Source organism: Candidatus Nitrotoga sp. AM1P (assembly GCF_013168275.1).
Taxonomy (GTDB): domain Bacteria; phylum Pseudomonadota; class Gammaproteobacteria; order Burkholderiales; family Gallionellaceae; genus Nitrotoga.
This window is the reverse complement of the sequence record NZ_AP019547.1, coordinates 1,296,416-1,320,182: the sequence shown is the minus strand read 5'-3', so window position 1 is coordinate 1,320,182 and position 23,767 is coordinate 1,296,416. Positions and strand designations below refer to the sequence as shown.

22 protein-coding genes are annotated in these 23,767 nt (G+C 47.3%); 7 read left to right on the top strand and 15 right to left on the bottom strand.

The features are described from left to right. Positions 1-15: 15 nt before the first annotated feature. Entirely contained in the window at positions 16-972 is a 957-nt protein-coding gene (locus W01_RS05850) for a BsuBI/PstI family type II restriction endonuclease (protein WP_173052896.1), read from the bottom strand. Next, positions 969-2,444 carry an Eco57I restriction-modification methylase domain-containing protein gene (locus tag W01_RS05845; RefSeq protein ID WP_198421362.1) on the bottom strand — a complete coding sequence of 492 codons (1,476 nt, stop codon included), beginning with the start codon at positions 2,442-2,444 and terminating at the stop codon, positions 969-971. The genes W01_RS05850 and W01_RS05845 overlap by 4 nt, the downstream gene beginning before the upstream one ends. 497 nt (positions 2,445-2,941) lie before the next feature. On the opposite strand from W01_RS05845, the gene W01_RS05840 reads away from it, so the two are divergent. After that, positions 2,942-3,913 (top strand): S1 family peptidase, encoded by a 972-nt coding sequence (locus tag W01_RS05840; protein WP_242007053.1) that lies wholly within the window; start codon positions 2,942-2,944, stop codon positions 3,911-3,913. 174 nt (positions 3,914-4,087) lie between these two features. Here the strand turns inward: W01_RS05840 and W01_RS05835 are convergent, their stop codons facing one another. From W01_RS05835 to W01_RS05790, 10 genes are all read right to left on the bottom strand, one after another. After that, positions 4,088-5,383 carry an adenylosuccinate synthase gene (locus W01_RS05835; RefSeq protein WP_173052894.1) on the bottom strand — a complete coding sequence of 432 codons (1,296 nt, stop codon included), beginning with the start codon at positions 5,381-5,383 and terminating at the stop codon, positions 4,088-4,090. 74 nt (positions 5,384-5,457) lie between these two features. Then, positions 5,458-6,624 carry an ATP phosphoribosyltransferase regulatory subunit gene (locus tag W01_RS05830; protein ID WP_173052892.1) on the bottom strand — a complete coding sequence of 389 codons (1,167 nt, stop codon included), beginning with the start codon at positions 6,622-6,624 and terminating at the stop codon, positions 5,458-5,460. Then, entirely contained in the window at positions 6,624-6,809 is a 186-nt protein-coding gene (locus tag W01_RS05825) for a DUF2065 domain-containing protein (RefSeq protein WP_173052890.1), read from the bottom strand. The genes W01_RS05830 and W01_RS05825 overlap by 1 nt, the downstream gene beginning before the upstream one ends. A 15-nt stretch (positions 6,810-6,824) precedes the next feature. Next, positions 6,825-7,703, bottom strand: a complete 879-nt coding sequence (gene hflC, locus W01_RS05820; RefSeq protein WP_173052888.1) for a protease modulator HflC — start codon at positions 7,701-7,703, stop codon at positions 6,825-6,827. Then, positions 7,700-8,923 carry an FtsH protease activity modulator HflK gene (gene hflK / locus W01_RS05815; protein WP_173052887.1) on the bottom strand — a complete coding sequence of 408 codons (1,224 nt, stop codon included), beginning with the start codon at positions 8,921-8,923 and terminating at the stop codon, positions 7,700-7,702. The genes hflC and hflK overlap by 4 nt, the downstream gene beginning before the upstream one ends. A gap of 20 nt (positions 8,924-8,943) precedes the next feature. After that, entirely contained in the window at positions 8,944-10,062 is a 1,119-nt protein-coding gene (hflX, locus tag W01_RS05810; RefSeq protein WP_173052885.1) for a GTPase HflX, read from the bottom strand. Further along, the gene (hfq, locus tag W01_RS05805; RefSeq protein ID WP_173052883.1) at positions 10,062-10,292 is read right to left on the bottom strand and encodes an RNA chaperone Hfq; all 231 of its coding nucleotides are present in this window, start codon (positions 10,290-10,292) and stop codon (positions 10,062-10,064) included. The genes hflX and hfq overlap by 1 nt, the downstream gene beginning before the upstream one ends. A gap of 304 nt (positions 10,293-10,596) precedes the next feature. Beyond that, on the bottom strand, positions 10,597-10,935 hold the full coding sequence (locus W01_RS05800) for a P-II family nitrogen regulator (RefSeq protein ID WP_173052881.1): 339 nt from the start codon (positions 10,933-10,935) through the stop codon (positions 10,597-10,599). A gap of 41 nt (positions 10,936-10,976) precedes the next feature. After that, complete coding sequence (locus tag W01_RS05795; protein ID WP_173052879.1) at positions 10,977-12,581, bottom strand: NAD+ synthase; 1,605 nt, start codon at positions 12,579-12,581, stop codon at positions 10,977-10,979. 251 nt (positions 12,582-12,832) lie between these two features. After that, positions 12,833-13,942: a GIY-YIG nuclease family protein gene (locus tag W01_RS05790; RefSeq protein WP_173052877.1), complete on the bottom strand. Its 1,110-nt coding sequence runs from the start codon at positions 13,940-13,942 to the stop codon at positions 12,833-12,835. Positions 13,943-14,458: 516 nt separating this feature from the next. On the opposite strand from W01_RS05790, the gene W01_RS05785 reads away from it, so the two are divergent. The 6 genes from W01_RS05785 (at position 14,459) to W01_RS05760 (ending at position 19,724) form a co-directional block, all read left to right on the top strand. Continuing rightward, positions 14,459-15,346: an S-methyl-5'-thioadenosine phosphorylase gene (locus W01_RS05785; protein ID WP_173052875.1), complete on the top strand. Its 888-nt coding sequence runs from the start codon at positions 14,459-14,461 to the stop codon at positions 15,344-15,346. Beyond that, a complete protein-coding gene (locus W01_RS05780; RefSeq protein ID WP_242007052.1) occupies positions 15,343-15,990 on the top strand; it encodes a class II aldolase/adducin family protein in 648 nt (215 codons plus the stop codon). Before W01_RS05785 ends, W01_RS05780 begins: the two co-directional genes overlap by 4 nt. A 14-nt stretch (positions 15,991-16,004) precedes the next feature. After that, the gene (locus tag W01_RS05775) at positions 16,005-16,532 is read left to right on the top strand and encodes an adenine phosphoribosyltransferase (RefSeq protein WP_173052873.1); all 528 of its coding nucleotides are present in this window, start codon (positions 16,005-16,007) and stop codon (positions 16,530-16,532) included. 28 nt (positions 16,533-16,560) lie between these two features. Then, complete coding sequence (mtnA, locus tag W01_RS05770; protein WP_242007051.1) at positions 16,561-17,601, top strand: S-methyl-5-thioribose-1-phosphate isomerase; 1,041 nt, start codon at positions 16,561-16,563, stop codon at positions 17,599-17,601. Positions 17,602-17,932: 331 nt separating this feature from the next. Further along, entirely contained in the window at positions 17,933-18,538 is a 606-nt protein-coding gene (locus W01_RS05765; RefSeq protein ID WP_198421361.1) for a tetratricopeptide repeat protein, read from the top strand. Positions 18,539-18,797: 259 nt separating this feature from the next. Next, on the top strand, positions 18,798-19,724 hold the full coding sequence (locus tag W01_RS05760) for a tetratricopeptide repeat protein (protein WP_173052869.1): 927 nt from the start codon (positions 18,798-18,800) through the stop codon (positions 19,722-19,724). 524 nt (positions 19,725-20,248) lie between these two features. On the opposite strand, the gene sugE is transcribed toward W01_RS05760, so the two are convergent. From sugE to W01_RS05745, 3 genes are all read right to left on the bottom strand, one after another. Next, complete coding sequence (gene sugE / locus W01_RS05755) at positions 20,249-20,569, bottom strand: quaternary ammonium compound efflux SMR transporter SugE (protein ID WP_173052867.1); 321 nt, start codon at positions 20,567-20,569, stop codon at positions 20,249-20,251. A 108-nt stretch (positions 20,570-20,677) separates the two neighbouring features. After that, the gene (locus W01_RS05750) at positions 20,678-21,115 is read right to left on the bottom strand and encodes a hypothetical protein (protein ID WP_173052865.1); all 438 of its coding nucleotides are present in this window, start codon (positions 21,113-21,115) and stop codon (positions 20,678-20,680) included. Between the two features lie 919 nt (positions 21,116-22,034). Further along, complete coding sequence (locus tag W01_RS05745; protein WP_173052863.1) at positions 22,035-23,714, bottom strand: diguanylate cyclase; 1,680 nt, start codon at positions 23,712-23,714, stop codon at positions 22,035-22,037. Positions 23,715-23,767 lie beyond the last annotated feature (53 nt).

The following is a 23,767-nucleotide window of genomic DNA, read 5'->3' as shown; positions in this document are numbered from 1 at the left end:
TGACCCCAGTTACCCTTATGGCGCACCGTACGGACCTAGAAACCTCTCGCCATTGAAATGTATAAGATGTGTCGGATCGCTTGCGCACCACACCTCTGTTTCCCAAGCAACAACTGACAAGAACTTTCTGAATATTTCACCGCGGTCAGGAAACGCAGTGACGTAAACAAGCCCCGCTTTAGATTGCTGAAACAACTCTGCAAGCTCAACATGGCGACCACTATCAACCGGCCCGCCACTTGCCACTGCCTCAATAAGAACAAGCCAATTCCGCTCGCAGTTATACATAACAACGTCAGGCATCTTGCCGTGCTGCCCAACCTGAACGCCGAGAGAAGTAAGCAATTGAATGTCAAAGTATCCCCATTTCGCACCAGTGTCTCCGACATAGACCAACTCGCCGCCGGGGACATAGTTTGAGCCAAAGTCTTCGATAATCGCTCTTATAAGGACTGAATGGGGGCCCGCACTCAACGTGATTTCTTGGTTATCTTTCACTCGAACCGGAATACGATGCCTATCTCGTGCTTGCGCATATTGCGCGGCTAGAGTGCCGCGCTCCTCCAAGAATGCGGGAAGCGAGCCAGCCCACTCTTTCGAGCCGAACTTCTTTAGAAGCTCAAGCGATCCGGCCTCAACTTGGTAGCAGTTGTCAGAACTGTTCACAGGGCGATCTGGCTTGTCAGGGTTATGCAGTAAGATGCCGGCAGATACGAGTTGTTTTACGCTGTATTTTCTTACGCTTTCTCGCGTATTTTCGGCGTAATTGATGTCTAGTTTCTCGCGAGCGAAATCAAGAATTGCCCGAATTCCAAGCAACGGATTCTCAGCCTGACTCCATTGCTTTTGTGGTGGAATATTGAGAAGCGCGATAAGACAAATTGCAGTTCGGTCGTTAAGTTGCTCGCGTGGCATTCCGAGCTTATGCAGAACTTGGAGTGCCTCCGCGATTCGATTTTTTGGCGTTGTCATTTCCCGCACATCCTCAAAACTGCCATATCAATCTTCTCCTGTTCCATTTCAACTGAGTCCGCGACCATGCCAAGCGAAATGAGTGCTTCTCGACTTGGATACCTCATTAGTTTTAGGTCTGTCGCATTCACTTGAGTATGCCCACTAAACTGACGAAAACTTTCATCTACCATGGTTGTGTTTAGGTACATGGCAAGTCCTTTTGCTAGATGTTCCGACATGCCCTGGCGAGCCTCGTGGAATACATTTAGATGATTCTCAAATCCAAGCACCTCGGCATCTGAAAATCCCGCAGGATCTACCACACACGCAACAACACGACGGCGCTCTTCTTTAGAAGAAAAGCGACGCACCGCGCAGTAGTAACCTTTTGGATAGAACCACTTCTCCGTTTCCGAATTTCTTACCATTGCATTAGGCTTCTTAATGCCCTCCTGTGGCCACCTGATGCCGTGCTCGGAAAAATGGGCCGGATAAACAAGCGGCGCAGTACCGGGCTCCGGCATTGCTCGCAAATATTCCTTTAGCCTGAAATCAACAACTGGCCCCGTTGAGACGCCTACGCCGATTTCTGCGAGTGTGCATGACGCTATACCTGTGCTTTCGATACCCACAGTTTTATTTGATGAGGGTACGTGGATGAATTTCTCCCGATCTCCAGAAGCTACGATGCGCTCAAACAAGTGATTGTGACTAACAAGGTCATGAAATCTATCGTCGGTTGAAGAAGTAACTTCAACTTTCCCTTGATTGCCGCCAACCTCAAGACGAATGATTACATTTTCTTGAAGCACGCCGTCATCTTTGAAAGCAGTGCCTCTCGACTCAAACAAATGAATTCTATGAATAGCACACTTAGAAAGGAGCAGCTCACGGAATGGTCTGTAATATGGACCATTGCAAAAACTTCTAGGAATGATTGCGACAATATGCCCGCCCTTTTCCATCAGAAGAATGGATAGAGCAACGAACGCTGAATACAAATTGACAGTTTCGACGCCAACATTCTTGAGCAGTAGACGATATCGAGACGAACTTCCAATTTTCTTATACGGTGGATTTAGTATTGCATGCGTAAAGCCTTTCTCGGCTCCAAACTGAATGCAATTCACAGCGCGCTCAATGAAGTCTTCGCCCTTAATTTCATAGCTCAAGGGCAGTGTCTTGGTGTATGACGAGAGCGTTTCTCTGAGTTCCGGGTATAGAACGCTGTCTATTTCATATGCTGTTAGGGATATTTCTGTAAAGCCAAGCCCGCCCGATACGCATCGCCCCAGGAATGCACTAGACAAAGACCCAATTCCCGCGCCCGCATCTAACAACCGACACTTTTTTGAGCTGGCGTCAGGAAACATGGCAGCCATGAACCGTGCCGTAGATTCGGGTGTGAGGAACTGACCGAGCTGCGTTTTATGTTTTGCATCAGTTGCCCGTGACACTCGAAGCCTAGATTTTTCGATCTCTTGCAGCAAAACCTCTACTCCTGTTGTGCGCCATAACGAATAGCGTTTATCTGGCGCCCTCCGCAAGCTGTTAAACCCGCGACCTTATTAGCGGCGGATAAACCTTGTTGGACTAAACCATAGGAGAACGGAACCTATGGGGATTGTAAGGTTTTGAAGTGTGGCGTCAACCCAATGTCATGAGAGGGTGGCAATGGGCGAAGAAGAAACGGGTATCCTGGAGAGCATTTGTGGCTTGCACCGACACCAAAACGCCGCACAAACTGTCAGGTCAAAGCGCTATTCATGTTGCATGGATGAGCAAATCCCCGACTGTTGTTCCAAACGCATCATCTTCTTGCGGCTGTCATTGGCCGAGTCGCGCACCCATAAAATTGTTAATTGAATTAGAAATCGAATGCGCTATGCGAGGTTTTTGAGTCGCTATTACTTTTGTTACGCTTGTCTTGATATCAACTTAAGCACATAATAAAAAAGATAAATTAAATTTTTTAGGGGGATTTAGAGTGACTGATGATTGCTATATATACGACCGTTCTGTTACCAAGGTGCTTATCAATTTGTCTGTTAGGAGCGGGCGTTTCAGTCGCCTGTTTACTCACTGGTTGTCCAAGCTGGATGTTGAAAATATGTGCTATGTTAATCAGTACCGTGACTATATTAGGCGCAAGGGAGAGAGCCTTAAGGTGCTTGGACTCTTGCTTGATAGTCAAATAAAACGAGTCACTGTTGAATTTATAGGTGCCTGTTTTTTAGCTCTGTGTTGCCATTTTGGCAACGCATCTGCGGGTGAGCTCTCTCAGACCATAGAAATAGTCAGGCCTTCCATTGTAGCTATCGGAACCATATTGCAAACTCGTGCACCACCAGCCAATTTTCTTGGGACGGGATTTGCTGTAGGTGATGGTCTCCATATCATTACTAATGCCCATGTTGTTCCACAAAATTTAAACACGGAAAAAAAGGAATCGCTGGCCATTTTCATTGGTCGCGGCGCATCAGCCAAAGCTCGGTCTGCGACCATAGTCGAGGTTGACGTTGAGCATGACTTGGCGCTGTTGAAAATCAGTGGCGAACCCTTGCCAGCCTTGGTGATTGGAGATTCAGATACTGTAAAAGAGGGAGAAACAGTCGCATTTACCGGCTTTCCCATTGGCATGGTGCTGGGGCTATATCCGGTGACGCATCAGGCCATTATTTCGGCAATTACTCCTATCGTTATTCCAGCATTATCCACGAAACAGCTTGACATCAATGTAATCAAACGGCTTCGCACACCCTATTTGGTATTTCAGCTGGACGGAACTGCTTACCCGGGGAATAGTGGAAGTCCGTTGTTCGACCCTAAAACAGGTAAAGTTTTTGGCATTCTCAATATGGTATTTGTAAAAGGCACTAAAGAAAACGTGTTGGCCCACCCGAGCGGTATTTCATATGCCATCCCCAGCAATTACATTCACGCAATCATGAAGCGCTAAACGTTGTGGCTTAGTTCTGTTGCTGTGTTATTAAATTTATTGCCTTGTATGGTGATTGGCCGGATGCGTTCAAGGAAGACTAAGCAATCCAAAAATATATTTCAAACGCTCCTGAATTCTCGAGAGAGTTTTATATAGCCTCGTAAGTTAAAAGAACATCAAGTCAAAAATTATTTAGCACTTGAATGGATGACGCAAGACGATGGTTTCATCGCGATCCGATCCAGTGGAAACCATGTCAACCGGCACTTCACAAATTTCTGCAATGCGTTGAAGATAGTTGCGTGCTTCCAGTGGCAGGTTTTCATAATGTTTTACCCCTACGGTGCTGCCAGTCCAGCCTGGCATGTCTTCATATACTGGTTCACAGCCAACCAAGGATTCTGCACCGACCGGCAGGATATCGCTGTACTGTCCTTCGCAACGATAGCCCACACCTAAACGTAGCGTCTGCACACCATCCAGCACATCCAGCTTGGTTACGCATAAGCCTGACACGCCGTTAATTTGAATGGAGCGCTTGAGCGCAGCCGCATCAAACCAGCCACAACGGCGTGCGCGTCCGGTGGTGGAGCCAAATTCATGACCTTTCTCTGCCAGATGCTTACCTACTTCGTCGTCTAATTCGGTCGGAAAAGGGCCGGATCCAACGCGTGTGGTATATGCTTTGGTGATTCCAAGTACGTAATGCAACATCTGCGGGCCGACACCGCTACCCGTGCAAGCTGCTCCTGCGATGCAGTTGCTGGAAGTAACAAAAGGATAAGTCCCGTGATCTATATCCAGCAAAGTGCCTTGCGCACCCTCAAATAGAAGATTCAACCCGGTTTTGTTCGCCTCATACAATGCGCGCGGCACGTCCAGTACCAATGGTTTGATGCGTTCAGCCAGCGCCAGCGTGTTGTCTAATGTCTGCTGGAAATCAACTGTTTCGGTGTTGAAATAATTTTTTAATACGAAGTTGTGATAATCCAACACCTCTCCCAACTTGGCGGCGAAGCGCTTACGGTGGAACAGGTCTTGCAGACGGATGGCACGACGCGCGACCTTGTCCTCATAAGCAGGGCCGATACCGCGTCCGGTCGTCCCAATTTTAGCCGCGCCCTTAGCCAGCTCACGAGCTTTATCCAAGGCCTCGTGATAAGGTAAGATTAATGGACACGCTTCTGAAATACGCAGGCGGCTATAGACATCTACACCGGCAGCAGCTAAACCATCCATTTCTTTAAGCAGCGCCTGTGGCGATACCACTACACCGTTGCCGATGTAACACATCACATGCTCGCGCAGAATGCCAGAGGGAATGAGGTGCAGCACGGTTTTTTTGCCACCAATTACGAGCGTATGTCCGGCATTGTGGCCGCCTTGGAAGCGCACTACGCCGTGTGAGTGATCAGTTAGCCAATCGACTATCTTACCCTTGCCTTCATCGCCCCACTGCGTTCCGATAACTACAACATTTTTCGACATTACTAATTCCTGATTTACTATTGATCGTTGTTATTCAAAATTGCCCCCACTTTTTAAGCAAGCGGGCGATAAATTTAAAATTTCATTTTTACCACGTGCCATGCGTCATCGCGCATGATTAGTTCGCTGTCACAATTGAGTTCAGTACGCAGTTCCGAAGCGTCCAAAAAATCAACGATCACTGCGTGCCCCTGTGCGCGCAATTGCGCGATTTTTTCATGGAGTGTTGGATCATCAAGATGTGGTGCCAATATGCCCATAGGTTGCGAGTGTGGCGCCAGCAAGCCATGCAACTGGCGTAAATCCATACTAAAGCCAGTCGCGGGGCGGGCGCGGCCGAAGCTTTTGCCCACATCGTCATAGCGTCCGCCCACAGCGATGGCATCATGGCTGCCTGCATGATAAGCGGCAAATACCATACCACTGTGGTAGTGATAGCCTCGCAGTTCGGCAAGATCGATGCCAATGCTGTGTGCCAGCGGTTGTAGATGACCCGCAGCTTGTTCCAGTTCATTCAGCGCTGCCGCCACTTCAGGATAGTTTGGCAACGTCGCACGGGCGTGCTCTATCACCTCTATCCCACCGTATAATTTAGGTAATGCCAACAGCGCATTTCTCACTTCAGGCATCAAATCAGCTACTAATGGGCGCAATGCAGGCACATTTTTGCCTTGCAATGCGTTAGATAATTCCATTTCCAGTTTTTTTGGGATCCCCGCACGATTGATTAGCGCGCGAAAAAGTGCAACATGGCCAAGGTCAAGATGAACCCTTTCGACACCGAGTAAAGTCAAAGCCTGAAGCATTAAACGCTGCACCTCCAGATCACTTTCCAAACCGCTGTGACCATATAGCTCCGCACCAATCTGTAATAATTCGCGCGTGCGCATTAATCCTGCAGGTTGGGTATGTAGCACGCTTCCGGCATAGCACAGCCGGGTTATGCCTTGACGATTGAGCAAATGTGCGTCAATGCGCGCCACCTGTGGCGTAATGTCGGCGCGCAGCGCCAAGGTACGTCCACTTAATTGGTCAACCAGTTTAAAAGTGCGTAAGTCCATATCATGATTGCCGATGATCTGCAGAGACTCAGCATATTCCAGCAGCGGTGGTGCTACTAATTGATAACCGGACAGGCGCAGCAATTCAAGCACATTGGCGCGCATGCTCTCAATGCGCCATGCCTCATCCGGCAATATATCTTGAATGTATTCTGGCAATAGCCAATTTGAATTCGGCATTATTTTACCCAATACAGTAACAGCAGCCCGGATAGCATGGCAGTAAGGCCTGAAAAACGGATTTGTTTATCAGAAAACAGTACCAGTTTGCGAAGCGCCTCGCGCCACAAGGCAGGAAATAGAAACGGCATGATACCTTCAATAACCAGCATCAATGCCAACCCGATAAACCAATAAGTCAGCATATTGAAAATTCCTACTTATTTGCCCGGTTTACTGGAACCCTTGAGATATTTAAAGAATGCGGAGCTGGGATCCATCACCATGACATCGCTCTTGTTCTTGAAGCTTTGTTTATAGGCATCCATGCTGCGATAAAATGCATAAAACTCTGCATTACGGCCGAATGCGGCTGCATAAATCGCAGATGATTTTGCATCACCATCCCCCTTTATTTTTTGTGCATCACGGTATGCATCGGCGAGCGTCACTTCTCGTTGCCGGTCAGCATCGGCGCGAATCTTCTCACTTTCGGCATTACCGGTTGCACGTAGCTCATTGGCAACGCGTTTACGTTCGGCATCCATCCGGCGATATACTGATTCACTGATCTCAGTTGGGAAATCTACCCGCTTCAGACGTACATCCAGTACTTGTACGCCGATTTTGCGTGCGTCTAAATCGGCTTTTTGACGCAGAGTATTCATAATTTTGTCACGTTCGCCGGACACCACTTCATTAATCGTCCGTTTACCAAACTCTTCACGCATGCTTGAGTTTACTGTCTGCATCAAACGAGTTTTTGCACGGATCTCGTCTCCTCCCACACTAATGTAATACTGCTTTACATCGGCGATGCGCCACTTGACGAAGGAATCCACCATTACATTTTTCTTTTCAGCCGTGATAAAGCGTTCTGGTTCCACGCTATCAAAGGTCAAAATGCGCGAGTCGAAATAACGTACATTCTGTATCAGCGGGATTTTGAAATAGAGGCCGGGTGCGGTCTTCACTCCTACCATTTCGCCAAGTTGTAATACGATGACTGTCTGGCGCTGATCTACCACGAACATACTCAGACTGAGCAAGATTAATACTGCGGCTGCCCCCATCAAGATATTGACAAAATTAGGTTTCATTGACGTGCCTCCCTGTTGCGGCCGCGTAATTCCTCGCGCGCGCGCGGCATGACTGCCGCACTTTCATTTATCGGTGCAGACGAACCTGCTTGTTGATCAATATGGCCCGCTGCTTGTGTTTCGGGTAAAGGTAGGCCACCCTGTGCTGTGCTTTGAATCAACTTGTCTAACGGCAAGTACAGCAGGTTGTTACCACTCTTCTGATCCACCATCACCTTACTTGTGCTGGTCAGAATCTGTTGCATCATGTCGATATACATGCGTTCACGGGTAACAACAGGCGCTTTTTCATATTCCAGCAGCACTTGTTGGAAGCGGCTGGCATCACCCTCGGCACTGGCGATTACGCGCTGGCGATAACCTTCGGCCTCCTGCATCAGACGTGCCGCTGCCCCTTTTGCTCTGGGTATTACATCATTGGCGTAAGCCTGACCTTCGTTCTTCTGACGCTCCCTGTCCTGTCCCGCTTTAACCGCATCGTCGAATGCGGCCTGTACTTGTTCAGGCGGTTGCGCATTTTGCATGGTAACTTTGCTCAATAGGATTCCGGATTTATAGCGATCCAAAATGTCTTGGGCGAGTTTTGTAGTAGCTGCAGCTACCTGTTCGCGGCCTTCGTACAGCACGAAGTCCATCTTGTTTTTGCCAACAATTTCACGTATTGCAGTTTCTGCCGCTTGACGGACATTTTCATCCGGTGCGCGGTTATTAAACAAATATTCGCCTGGGTCTTTCAAGAAGTACTGAACGGCGAATTGAATATCGATAATATTTTCATCATCGGTCAACATCAGCGACTCTTTTAAAATCTTGTTTTTGACGTTGTCACGGTAACCGATTTCCACCGTCCTGACTTGACTGATATTGACGACTTCGACGGACTCAATAGGGAATGGCATATGCCAGCGCGGGCCGGGCTGAGTGGTCTCGACAAAGCTACCGAAACGTAATACCACGCCGCGCTGACTAGCATCCACAATGTAAAATCCGCTAGCGATCCAGATCAGTGCAACTACCGTTGCAATCAGGCCGATGCTGACATTAAATTTATTAGAGTTGTTTCCACCATTAGAGTTGTTTCCACCGCCCGTGTTTCCGGTGCCACCGCCCTTGTTGCCGAACAGTGCGGAGATTTTTTTATTGATGTCGCGCAACACTGCTTCTATGTCGGGTGGGCTGCCACCGTTTTTTTTGCCCCATTGAGGGTCATTTAATCCCATAACTCATCCTATTTAATCAATTATTTAGTTTCAGGGACATCCCATTGTGTTCGGGTGTTACCTACTTCCGCCAACGCCGCACGCAATTCATCTATACCTGCACCAGTTTTAGCGCTCAAATAAATGCGCGCAATTCTAGCATAATCGTCACGTTGCATACCCACCGGTAAATTCTGTAGGTCAATCTTATTGAATATCAAAATTTGCGGGATATGCTGTGCGCCAATTTCCAGCAATACTTTATTAACTTCAGCTATCTGGTCAAACCGTTCCGAGCTGTTGGCATCCACTACATGCAGCAACAAATCGGCCTGCGCCGTTTCGTCTAATGTGCTGCGAAAGGCTGCAATTAAACTATGCGGCAGATGACGAATAAAGCCTACCGTATCCGACAATACCACCTGACCTGATCCTTCGATATATACGCGCCGAGCGGTTGTGTCGAGCGTGGCAAATAACTGATCTGCAACATATGCATTCGAGTGGGTCAATTTATTAAATAAAGTAGACTTGCCCGCATTCGTGTAACCAACGATAGATACCGATAACACATCTGATCGTGTACGAGATCGGCGTAGCACTTGGCGATGGCGATGAAGCTTTTCCAGGCGCTCTTTCAACAAAACTACCCGCTTATCCAGTTTGCGTCTATCCAGTTCCAACTGTGTTTCGCCTGGACCGCGAGCACCTACCGCGTATTTCTGTTGGCCCATGTCGGTATTCATTCCGACCAAACGTGTGGAAAGATATTTAAGTTGGGCCAGTTCCACCTGTACCTTACCTTCATGGCTTTGAGCGCGCAAGGCAAAGATATCCAGGATCAGCATGGTGCGGTCAATCACACGGGCCTTAATTCTAGCGGTCAGATTGCGCATTTGCGCAGGGGACAGGTCGTGGTTAAAAATAACCAGCGGAACCTCGTTCTGTTCGACAATGGCGGAGATTTCATCCACCTTACCGCTACCTGCAAATAATGACGCATCAGGACGATGCCGCCGTCCTTCTATTAATGCGATGCAATGCACGCCTGCACTTTCTGCCAGCAGGCGCAATTCTTCCAAGCTTTCTGCATAATCCGGTACACCAAAATCCAAGCTAACTAATACTGCCGTGTTAATTACCGCAGTGCTTTTGTGCATTAGTCAGTGTCTAATGGAATAGTGATGGCACGTGCAGGAACAATGGTGGAAATGGCGTGTTTGTAAACCATTTGCGTGATTGTGTTTTTCAGCAGTACTACATATTGATCAAATGATTCGACCTGACCTTGTAACTTGATACCATTTACCAGATAAATGGCGACTTGCACATGCTCCTTGCGTAGTGCATTCAGGAACGGGTCTTGTAATTGTTGCCCTTTTGTACTCATTAGTTTTGCTCTTATTTGGTTATGGCGGGAAAGCACTTTACTGGATTTCTTGACTATTCGGAAGAGTGCATGTCCTCTATTTACTTGTAAAGTTCAAGAAATCTCAAACTATTTAACGGGCTACCGTACTCAGGCCAAAGGTAGTTACACTTTTTATAGAGAATCAGTCGTGGTTATATAATTGCGCTTCGTCCTTGAACTTAAGGGGAACGGGTACGGCAGAATTATAAGGTGATCGTTCAGGTGCGCAGTGGCTGTCGATTTGACGTTTTAAATGTATTCGCAAAGCTTAATGAGTAAAATCTTAAATTGCTGATTCGTCAGTCTCACCTGTGCGGATTCGAATGATTTGTTCCACCGAAGTAACAAAAATCTTACCGTCACCAATCTTGCCAGTATGCGCTGCCTTAATGATGGCGTTCACGGCAGCGTCCAGCAAAGTAGCAACAATCACTACTTCAATTTTGATCTTGGGTAAAAAATCCACTACATATTCTGCACCGCGATACAGCTCGGTATGTCCTTTTTGTCGTCCGAATCCTTTCACATCGGTCACAGTTAATCCGCTGACACCCAGTTCTGAAAGTGCTTCACGTACTTCATCGAGTTTGAAGGGTTTAATGATCGCTTCGATTTTTTTCATGGATGTTCTCGAATGTGTAGATGTTGTTAAGTATAGCTTATTTAAAAGCCGTCCTGATAACGCACGGTGATCGGATAGCGCCAGTCCTTGCCAAAGCCACGGTCGGTAATGCGCACGCCAACGGGAGCTTGACGGCGTTTGTATTCGTTGACGCGGATCATATTTACCACCCGGTATACATCCGCCTCGGTATAGCCGTGTGCCACGATCTCAGCGATGGTTAAATTCTGCTCCACATAACATAACATTATGCCATCAAGCACATCGTAAGGTGGCAAGCTATCTTGGTCAGTCTGATTGGGCTTTAATTCCGCGCTGGGCGGCCGCGTGATGATGCGCTCCGGGATCACCCGGCTCAAACTATTACGGTAGTTAGCCAGACGATATACCCAGGTTTTGCTGACGTCTTTAAGCACTGCGAAACCGCCCGCCATATCGCCATATAGAGTGCAATAGCCGACGGTCATTTCCGATTTGTTGCCAGTCGTCAGCACCAAAGAGCCGAACTTGTTGGACAGGGCCATCAACAAATTGCCACGTATGCGAGCCTGTAAATTTTCTTCGGTGGTGTCCGGTGTTAGCCCTTTGAACATACCATCTAATGTAGTGAGATAAGCGTCAAACATCGGCTTGATGTCCAACTCATCGTAGCGCACGCCCAGCATGACGGCCATTTCGCGCGCATCATCCAGGCTGATTTGCGCGGTATAAGGCGATGGCATCATTACCGCATGCACCTTGTCTGCACCCAGTGCGTCTACCGCTACCGCCAAGGTCAGCGCCGAATCGATACCTCCGGATAAACCCAATAACACACCTGAAAAGCGGTTCTTGCCGATATAGTCCTGTACTCCCAGGCACAGCGCGCGATAGATGCTGTCCTCATGCTTGTGGGCAGGGATCCTTTCGCCAATCATTAATTTGCCGTCTTGGATTTCAATCAGCCCAAGCGTTTCTTCAAAAGAAACGAATTGATGCGTTAGCGCGCCGTGTGCATCCATCGCAAACGAAGCGCCATCGAACACCAACTCATCCTGCCCGCCCACCATGTTGGCATATATTACCGCCAGGCCGGTTTCACCGATACGATCACGAATGATTTTATAGCGCAATGGTTGTTTGTCGATGTGATACGGTGAGGCGTTCAGCACCAACAATACCTGCGCGCCTGCTTCGTACGCACGTTGCGCTGTATGATCCTCCCAGATGTCAGCACAAATATTAAGTGCAAATTTGACGCCCTGAATTTCAAATATGCAGGGCGGTTTACCGGGCGTGAAATAGCGTCTTTCGTCGAACACACTGTAGTTCGGTAACTCATGCTTGTGATAGGTGGCGATGATCTGGCCGTCACGCAATACCGAGGCAGCGTTGTAGCGTTTGCCGTCTGCCTCATGTGGATGCCCCACTACCACGGTGAGTCCCCAAATTTGTTGTGCAAGCTCATACAATGCCGCATCGCAGGTACAGTAAAACCCGCTTCGTAACAGTAGGTCTTCTGGAGGATAACCGCATAAGCTTAACTCAGGCGTAAGTAGCAAAGTGGCTCCCTGTTGCTTGGCTTGTTCTGCATAAGCAAGGATCTTGGCAGAATTGCCAGCCAAGTCACCCAGCATGCAATTGATTTGTGCAATCGCAAGTTTCATATTGAGTTCAGAGTTCAAGTAGGTAATGGATGGGTATCATACCAACGTTTGTTAAAGGCAATAGCGTGGGCAAGCATTCATTGTCTTGAATAAAACTGTACTTCCTGTTTCAATCTGCTTGTAAATTTAAAATGATTACGGACAACCATGATCTATGTACCAGAAAGAATCGGCATAATCGGCGGCAGCGGGATTTATAACATTAATAAAGGGACCAAGCCTTGACATCACGCATCCGGCCTAACGTTGTGTCAAGACTTGCCCCCTTTATTTTCCTGACCCATGGAGGCTTTCCATTTTTCCAGTAGAAAAATATGAGCTTCTTTTTGCCAGTGCGGATATTCATCATAGGTTGCAAAGCCCAAGAAGGGGGAAAAGTATTTTTGACACAGTTCCGGATAGGATTGAATATCGAGGGGGAAGCTGTTGTCGTGCGCGATATCTTCAATGGTTTTAGCCAACATGTCACGATCCTGGAACGGCTCATTTTTCAAGACTTCCCGTCTTTCAATGATCCATTTCCTGAAGGATTGATCCCAGCGTTTAAGAGTCAGGTGAAAAGGTGTTTTCGGCTGATAAAGAATCAGTCCTGTTTTATTCGGGAAATGCCAAGACCATTCGTGATGAAAGGTCGCATATAGGCCAAGGGCATACGCAAACTCAGCCACTTCCGTTTCAGCGTCTTCTTTTTGAAGACGCTCGATATAGGGCATGGAGACTTTAGCCGTGCACACTGCGATGTAATATCCACTCGCCAATTTAACTAAGTTGAAAAATCTCCAAACATGATCCTCACACGGCATTCGAATATGGTTATTAGTCACAGCCTCTTTAACAATACGAGATTCACTGGGGGAAATACAGTGATGAATGTCGATCGACAAGTTATCTTTAACGACCACATTCTCAGGCAGTTTGTGTTCAACAATCCCCAGGGAAAACTTTGTCGCAAAGAGTTCGGCGAACTGCTGTTTCAGTTGAACGGATTTGATATTTCTCGCTTGAATCTGCTTCAGAATGTCTTCTTTGAGATCGTCAGCGACTGCGGTCAGCTGAGCTCCGTGGAAAGACGGCAAGAGCAATTCTGAGAGTGGCTTTTCTAAGAGATTAGACACATACCGATCCACCACATCAGGGCTGACACTAAACCATTCTTTCCCTTTGCCGGTGAGCTGACCTTTAAAGATGCTTTTGATCGCGGTTTCGACCCGTTTGGCTTCATCCTCAGCACAGGGATATTTTTCGACGAGTTGGATCGTGGCGTTATGTGTATTGTAGGAAGCCATTCTCTTGGCGAGGTCGGTGGTGATCCCAATTTTAGTATTGACCCCATCGGTCAGAATGTAAATATGAGAATTCATCACGGCTCCAAGAAGATTGAGTCCCCCATTGTAATCCAAAGAAAAAGGGATGCCGGTCTAAGGGGGCCGTATCGCATTTAATTTGAGCCAGCAGGCAGCGTCGCCCACGCATTAAGCTAGCTAATATACCGCAGCACGTCGTGCAGCGCGGAATTAATCGCAAGCCGTGTTTCTTTGCCGAGGAGGATTATCACTGCTACCTCCATTGGCTACAGAAATCGGCTGTCGATTGGCAGGAACATCAAGGAGTCAGAGCATCAAGGGGAAGTCTTGACATCACGCATTCGGCCTGACGTTGTGTCAAGACTGCCCCCCCTTGATTTCGTGTTGGGCTTCGCAAGTTCAGCGCCAACCTACATTAGCCCAAGCTGCGCTTGCTGAGTTCAAGTAGGTAATGGATGGGTATCATACCAACGTTTGTTAAAGGCAATAGCGTGGGCTAGCATTCATTGTCTTGAATAAAACTATACTTCCTGTTTCAATCCGCTTGTAAACATAAAACAATTACGGACAAGTATGATTCATGTACCAGAAAGAATCGGCATAATCGGCGGCAGCGGGATTTATGACATTGCCGGGTTGACCAATAAGCGCTGGGAAAAGGTCGCTTCGCCGTTTGGAGAGCCATCCAGTGAATTATTGTTTGGTGAATTGGACGGTCACAATGTTGTGTTTTTGCCCCGTCATGGTCGCGGACACAGAATTCCGCCGACTGAAATTAATTTTCACGCCAATATCGACGTGCTGAAGCGGGCAGGGGTGACTGATGTCATTTCAGTTAGTGCCGTTGGTTCTTTGCGCGAGGACTTGCCGCCGGGCACGTTCGTGATTATTGATCAATTTATCGATCGTACTTTTGCGCGTAATAAGTCTTTTTTTGGCACGGGATTGGTGGCGCATGTCTCCATGGCTTACCCTGTTTGCAAAAGACTGGGTGATCATATTGAGATGGCCGCGAGAGAGGCAAATATCCCAATCGTTCGTGGCGGGACCTATCTGGTTATGGAAGGGCCGCAGTTTTCCAGTCTGGCTGAATCAAATCTTTATCGTACCTGGGGGTGTGATGTCATTGGCATGACCAACATGCCAGAAGCCAAGCTCGCCCGTGAGGCAGAGCTGTGTTACGCCACCGTGGCGATGGTCACTGACTATGATTGTTGGCATCCCGACCATGAGCATGTAACGGTGGGGCAGATCATCAAGATGCTTGGCGAAAATGCCGACAAGGCGAAAACGCTGGTAAAGCACATCGTTCCGAAAGTGCGCACTGATACTCTGGCCGATGTCTGTAGTTGTCGTTCGGCCTTGGAATTCGCACTCATTACTGCACCGGAAATGCGCGATCCAGCCATGATTGAAAAGCTGGATGCTATTGCGGGCCGGGTGTTGAAAGTTAAGTCATGATGCCATCCGGTGAAGATGGCCTGCGCCTGGAGTTACTGGATGTGTCCCAGCGTTTGCTCGATCAAGGTTTGAATCGCGGTACTTCCGGCAATGCTGCCGTGCGTTGTGGTGATGGCATATTAATTACGCCGTCTGCGATGTCGGTGGCGAAAATGACTCCCGCCGACATGGTACGTATGGATTTGAATGGCAATGTTCTGTGCGGTGGCAAGCCCACCAGCGAGTGGCGCTTCCATCGTGACATTCTAGCCAATCGTCCTGACGTGGGCGCTGTCATCCACACTCATTCAGCGTTTGCCACGACATTGGCCTGTTTGCGCAAGGATGTTCCAGCCGTGCATTACATGATTGCCGCGGCGGGCGGCAATACAATCCGCTGCACACCCTATGCGTTGTTTGGCGAACAGGCGCTTTCAGACTATGTATTGTCCGCGCTTGAAGGTCGAAAAGCTTGCTTGCTGGCTAACCACGGCATGATTGCGTTGGGCTCTGATTTAACCGATGCGTTGACAGTAACCATTGAGGTCGAATTTTTGTGCGAATTGTACTGGCGCGCTTTGCAGGCAGGTGAACCGCACATTCTTACGCCGCAACAAATGCACGACGTGCAAGAAAAATTTGTCGATTACAAAAAATGCACCTAATAACCTGAAGACCTATGCCTATCAAATCTCTTATTCGTACCATTCCGCACTACCCCAAGCCGAATATCATGTTTCGTGATATCACTTCCCTTCTTAAGGATTCGATAGGTTTCAAGATCACTATAAATGAGTTGGTACGTCGCTATGCTGATATGGAAATCGATAAGGTGATGGGTATTGAAGCGCGAGGTTTTATCGTAGGAGCGCCACTGGCTTATGCTTTGGGTAAAGGTTTTGTGCCGATTCGTAAACAAGGCAAGTTGCCTGCAGAAACGATAGGGCATGACTACGAACTGGAATATGGTACTGACCGTATCGAAGTTCATACCGATGCGATTACTTCAGGTGAAAGGGTATTGCTTGTGGATGATCTAATTGCTACCGGTGGTACGGCGGAGGCGGCAACCAGACTGATCGAGAAGATTGGCGGCAAAATTGTTGAGTGCTGTTTTGTCATTGATCTACCGGATGTTGGCGGACGTAAACGCTTGGAAAAACAAGGCTACAGTGTTTTTGCACTATGTGAATTTGAGGGTGACTGAACGCCTGAGCTATCGTTTTTGAGGCGTCATGATGAAAGTTGAAACTCTGCGTTGGTCGGATGGTGTGCTGGAAATGATAGATCAGCGCATTTTGCCTGCGACGTTTATGTACGTGCAATATGATTCTGCCGCTTCTGTGGCCGAAGGCATCCGTAGCATGGTGGTGCGTGGCGCTCCAGCCATCGGCGTGGCAGCAGCCTACGGCGTGGCGCTGGAGGCATTGCGTTTGTTGGCTCTTACTGACGAATCTTTCCAGCGTGGTATGAATGAAGGTTTTAATACGCTGGCTCAAAGCAGGCCGACGGCGGTTAACTTGTTTTGGGCGTTAGCCCGTATGAAACAGGTATGGCAAAGCGTATCGAATGAATCCAACAGGCAAATAGCTATGCGCCTGTTGGCCGAGGCGCATGAGATTTTTGCCGAAGACATTCGTATCAATCGTGCTCTGGGGTCGCACGGCGCCGAGTTGTTGCGGGACGGCGCACGCGTATTGACCCATTGCAATGCCGGAGCGCTGGCTACCGCTGGCCATGGCACTGCGTTGGGCGTCATTCGGTCCGCCGTGGAAGCAGGAAAAAAAATTTCCGTGATTGCTGACGAAACACGTCCCTTCCTGCAAGGTGCACGCCTGACCGCATGGGAGATGGTTCAGGAAAAAATTCCGGTGGCCCTCATCACTGATAATATGGCTGGTTTCATGATGAGTCGTGGCGAAGTGGATGCTGTAGTGGTCGGCACGGATCGCGTAGCCGCGAATGGGGATGTCGCTAACAAGATTGGCACCTATATGGTCGCCGTGCTGGCACAGCGCCACCACATTCCTTTCTATGTGGCCTGTCCGCTTTCCACGATCGACATGTCTATCGAAAGTGGTGTGGATATTCCCATTGAAGAACGTCATGTAGACGAGGTAAAAGGTTTCCGAGGTTTTCACTGGGCTGCGCAAGGCGTGCAGATACGCAATCCTTCGTTTGATATTACACCTGCGGAATTGGTTACAGCGCTGATTACCGAAAAGGGAGTGATTCACCAACCTGATGTTGGAAAACTGCGCGCGCTATTCAGTTGATGAAATGCCAAGTTTTTTAGTGCATCTGTGCTACACCATTTGCATTGACCACTTAATAATTGTCAGCGTGAATTTAGATTGTTTATCTTAAAATAAAACTTGCTTTTTATTTCATACTTGAACATTTCTTTGCTTGCTACAGGCATGTAAATTAGGTCTTGACAATTATTGCCTGCGAACTATATTGAAGTAACTTACTCAAACCAAGTTGGGAAGGTAGTGCATGCGGCAGCATTTTCTATAACGTAATAATGATGGGGCCAATATGAGAATAATTGTACAGTTTGTGACTTTGCTTTTAACATTAAATGGCTATGTTTTAGCAGGAGAAGTGTCGACCGCAACAAATAGTTTGGAGCAAGTGCAAAAGCAAGCGGAGGCCGGAGACGTCAGTGCTCAGACCCGCCTAGGATGGCTATATGCCAACGGCATCGGTGTAACTGTAGATGGCGATAAGGCCGTGGAGTGGTATCAAAAAGCAGCAGCTCAAGGATACCCCAAGGCTCAGTTTGAACTCGGAGCAATGTATGGCAGTGGGGAAACTGTGACTAGCGTCGCTAAAGACCCTATCAAGGCCGCAGAGTGGTATCAGAAAGCAGCAGCCCAAGGGTACCCCAAGGCCCAGTTTGAACTCGGGTCGATTTATCTCACAGGCGAAGGCGTAGAGAAAGATGCCACCAAGGCTGTGGAATGGTATCAAAAAGCGGCAGCGCAGGGTCTTGCCCAAGCGCAGACCAGTCTTGGATGGATGTACCAGAATGGTAAGGGCGTGGCAAAGGATGGGGTGTTGGCTTATGCATGGCATAATCTAGCTGTTGCACATGGTAATGACAATGCGAAAAAATTACGCGGCTTAACTAATTTGAACTCTGTCCAGCGCGCCGAAGCAGAACGACTGTCTGCAAACTGGAAACCGGGACAGATATTGAGCCGGTAAAAGAATTGATTGGTAAATGATGACAACGTTGAATTAACTATCTAACTTATATTCCATCCGAGCTACCCGAAAATCACATCGCTGGTTAACTCTATGCTATGTGCGAGAGTTAAGTTCAGGCGTGAAATACTCTAGAGATGCGGGTGGATAATGTGCGTTTACGTTTTCAACGTAAAACTATAGTTATTCGTTTGATAATCGTTTTTCCATTAACGCTTCGCCAGTTGGCGGATATGATGAATTTGAATGAGGTCTAAAAATGTCATTGGTACATATTTATATGCGCATTACAGGAAAAGTGCTCTTTACATTGTTGCTTACTGTTGCGGTGAGTGCGTATGGTCAGTCAATGTCACAATCAATAAATCAGGAGGCAGAAGAGAATCTTGCGCAATTGAGAGTGTATGCGGAATCGGGTGATGCAAACGCACAGTATGATCTAGCGTGGATGTACGATACCGGAGGAGATAATAAAATCTTGGCCAAGGATACACGCAAGGCCGCAGAGTGGTATGAGAAAGCTGCAGTACAGGGCCATGTCAAAGCACAAGCTGGTCTTGGGCTGCTGTATGTCAACGGCGACGGTGTGCCCAAGGATTATGTCAAGGCTGTAGATTGGCTGCAGAAGGCATCGGCGCAGGGGAATGCCGACGCGCAGTTAAGCCTCGGTTGGTTGTATCGCGACAACAAAGGTATACCGAAGGATCCCGCTAAGGCTTTTGAATGGTGGCAGAATGCGGCAGAGCGGGGGTTTGCCCATGCACAGTTCGCCCTGGGGGTGATATACAACAAAGGTGAAGTTGTGCCGAGGAATGTTGCCAAAGCACTTGAACTGTGGCGGAAGGCCGTGATGCAGGGATACCCAGACGCACAGTTAAATCTCGGGTCAATGTACTATTTTGGCGAAGGTGTGCCAAAGGATGTCGTCAAGGCTGCTGACTTATGGCAGAAAGCGGCTGCACACGGAAATACCGATGCACAGTACAACCTTGCTCTGGCTTACTACCTGGGTAGCGGGGTGCAGAAGGACGAGCTGCTGTCCTATGTGTGGTCCAATCTGGCTGTCGAATATGGCGGTAATGTAAACGCAAAAAACTTACGTGATTCAATCACCTTAACTCCAGAACAGCGCGAGGCAGCGGAGAAAATGTTTTCGAATTGGCAGATAGGAAAGGTTTATCGTTAGGGATTTGTCTCGGCCGTGAGCGCTGAAAATTCCTGTGCTCATGGGCAATCAAGTCTGCTTTACGAATATGCGGTTTGTTGAAGCGTTCAATAGATACGCTATACGTATCGGCCAGTTTATGTGCGTATTGTGGATGTGTTCAGAAAACTTGTTCATGGAATCTGCGTAGCTCGCTTCGGGCATGCCTAGCAACATACTCTTGTTCAGGTAGCCGCGCCTAGTATAAATACAACCCTCTATATGTCAGCTGCCTTGCATACCAAAGTAAATCTAACAATTAAAATGATTCTATCTCAATGTTAATTGGATCTCAGTATCTAAATATTGCTTGTCATATTTATGTAATGTTAAGAGGTTAAAGTCAACTTAGAAATCAATTTAAGCCTCCCTTCGCCGCTCTCTCCTTCAGGATCAGAGCGGTTTTTTTAGTTTCATATTTTCCCAATAACCATTAATTTATTCCAATTCGTGGTGTGATATTGAGAATATCGCCCTTGAAACATCGTTTATCCGCTAATTCGAACTTAGGAAGGGGAAAGAATTTTTAAACCGATGATGCCAGCGAGAATCAATCCAACGCAAATCAACCGGCCTACTGCGGCAGAGTCGCCGAACAAAAAAATTCCCAAGATGACGGTTCCGACAGCTCCAACTCCGGTCCAGACCGCATAGGCTGTTCCAACTGGCAAATCTTTCATAGCGATACCAAGAAGTGTCAAGCTGATGAGCATGGCTGCTACCGTTCCTACGGTCGGCCATAGCTTGGTAAAGCCATTTGTGTATTTGAGACCGATAGCCCAGCCTACTTCAAAAAGTCCAGCGATGGTGAGAATGACCCAAGCCATAATTCCTCCCGAAAAAATAAGGTCGTCCTCAATTTATGATTTAAAAGGCAGGGTCGTCCCTGCTATTTATTTGAGTAAAGCACGTGTCCACTCCACTCAGCTTAATATTTAATCTGGTCTATCAATAGAGTACCGCTTTTTTGATTCAAGCCGTAGCAATTTTTCTGTGATTAATGACGGTGCAAGCTTCAATGAGGTTTTCTTTTCCATATCCTGGATGGCCATTTGATAGTCTTTTTTATTATTTGCAGTGATTGCGGCGGCCACACGTTCCATTTTTGTTAATTGCTCTTTGGCATTTAAAATTAATCTTGTTTGGTCGTAATCCACGCCGGTTTCCATTCCTTGCGTGACCAAAATATTCATTACAGCAGAAAAAATGTTCAAATGAACTATCAGCGCATGCATATTGGGATGAGGTACTTCTTGGCAGCAATAAAAACCGTAAATTTTTGATTGTCTTAATACGGAATTACAATTTAAAAAAACCCGCTCCCAAACTTTATCCACGCGTCTTTTTACTTCGTCTGAGTCAAATAAATTCATAAAATATTAGTCAATTTTTATAAAAAATAAATTTTTGTTCATGATAATAGTTATCCCACATATCTTTTGGATTTCACGCAGGTTTAATAAATTTATTTTGTTTTTATGCAAAGGTTTAGAAAGCGTACTCCTGCTTCGCTCAATTCATTATCGGCCAACATTCCCGCATATATTCCGATTAATGATTCGCAGTATGCCCCGGTTCGAATCCGTCTACAAGGTTTGACACGTCGGGCGATAGTGACTTGCAGAGCGGTCAAAAATTTGAGATCGCCCGAAAACTCTATGCTCTCGGTGTAACTGATGATCTTAGATCGCGTAAGCTGTCATTCATTGATTTGAGTTCGCTTCGACTTAGGGAGCTTGAAATACTTTCAACACAGCCGGTTCCTATTGGCAGCATAGTTACTATAGTCAACAAAGAACCGAAAAGGGCGAGAGCGTATTTTATCTTTTCATACCCTGTTCGATATATTGTTCAAACTGATTCAATAGATGCGCCGGCAGGGATTCCAGTGCTTATTAGCCTCGGTAGCGGGAATGAAGGCAAATCGACCCCGCTCAACCCACTAATTTTCAAACTACTATTGAGCTAGTAGTGTCCGGTTAAATTAAAGCTCACTCGAATGATCTTCCTTAATGTGAGCACAGCGAGGTCATTCAACTCTGAAATCTGAACTATTTGCGCAGAGCTACCCCACGCTGATGCAGTCGAATGACTTGCCTGCGGCGTTCATGTAGTGCTTCGTATTTGAGGGTTCTGGCATCTATTTTTTCCATGCAACTAGGGCATGCAAGATTACTAAAAACTCAACTATTTAATGGCCGAATTTTAATGTGGTGGGACGTGGGTTGCCATCCCATCACGCATACTCACATCTCAACTGTTGTCGGTTGGGATTGTTCTTATTCGTTAATGTTATTTCAGAAGCACCATGCCAGTTACAGGAGCATCTGCCACTACAACCTGATTACGCCCGGCATGCTTGGCTTTATAAAGAGCCCTATCTGCCGCTCTAGCTAGTTGGGTGGCATTGCGAAACTGAGATATATCAGCGATCCCACAACTAAACGTAACGGTAAATTCTTTTCCATCCGCTAGATAACGTAACTGGGAGAAGTCCTTGCGGATAATATCCAGCACTTGTAGTGCCACCGCTCTATCGGCATTGACCAGGATTACTGCGAACTCTTCGCCACCATAGCGCCCGACCATGTCAGTTCTGCGTAGGCGTTGCTTGAGCAGACGTGAGAGGCTTTTAATTACTCGATCTCCGACCGAGTGGCCATAAATATCGTTTACTTGCTTGAAGTGGTCAATGTCAATCATCGCAAAGGCCATGGGTGTTTCCTGTCGTTTTGATCTAATAATTTCATGGTTTAACTCATTCTTAATGGCGGTGTGGTTGAGCAATCCGGTCAGGCTGTCGCGCACTATGAAAGAACGTAGAACGAGGGAGCGTTGGATTCGACTGGTAATGGAAGAAATCAGATGTTGCGGTAGTATTGGCTTGGCAAGAAAATCGTCACCGCCCAAGCTCATGGCGACCAATTGCTTGTCGAGATCAATCTCGACCGAAAGAAATATGATAGGAATGCTGACAAAGGAATCAAGCTGCCGAATTACCTTGGCCAATTCCAAGCCACTGCATTCCGGCATATAAAGATCGAGCAGAATCAGATCGGGAGTAAACTCAAGCAGCTGAATCATTGCGTCAACCGGGTTGTTGATTACTTTCACTATCATTCCGGCCTGCTCCAGTACCGTAGCGTAATAGGCAGTAAGTGATTCCGAATCATCAATAATCAAGACCCGATATGGCGCAGCTGACGCAGTCGAGGTCAAGTTATCAAGTTTGTCGATTAGGATATTGATATTGATTGGTTTGCTTAAATAGGCAATGTTGCCAGCGCGTGCCGCTTCAAGTCGTACCACAAATTCATCGTGTACCGTGATAAAAATCACAGGAAGAGGAATATCCCGCCCTGCCTGAATTTCTTTAATGGCCTCAATTCCACCCAAGCTATGATCGGGGAAAGATATGTCCATCAGTATTATCACGTCAAAAGTTCGCTGCATGGCAACCCGGAAATCCGTCAGCGTATTGAATACCGTGACTTCATAGCCAAAATAGCCGAGTTGAATTTTCAGTTCTTCTGCCTGTTCAAGCTCATCCTCCACTACGAAAATGCGACGAGGACTGAGAGCATCGTGGTGGGGTGGCGCGACTGCGGTCGAACGAGCCTGGTCATTAAACAAAGCCTCTCGGTAAATAGCGACTTGACGTAGCTCACACATCAATTTCTGTATATGCTGACGTTGATCTTCACTCAATACTGTTTCTGTTTGAGCAACCTGCTTTAGATGCTCTTCCAGATTGCGTGCCACATCACTGAGTAAGGCAAACCCGAAGGTTTTTCCTGACCCGGTCAAGCTATGCACCATACGATGCAAGGTTTGAAAGCCCTCCTTATCCCAATTATTCTGGGGCAATTGCTCCCAAACCTGTTCGATATGTTTGAGTTTTTCAGGCAATTGTGCGGCGTAAACATCGCATAGGCGTTCTAACTTTGCTTGCAGCACGTTTGGATTAGTCATGATAACGCTCCCATATCTTCTGCGTCCTGCTTGCGAGAGTCATCGGATCGAAA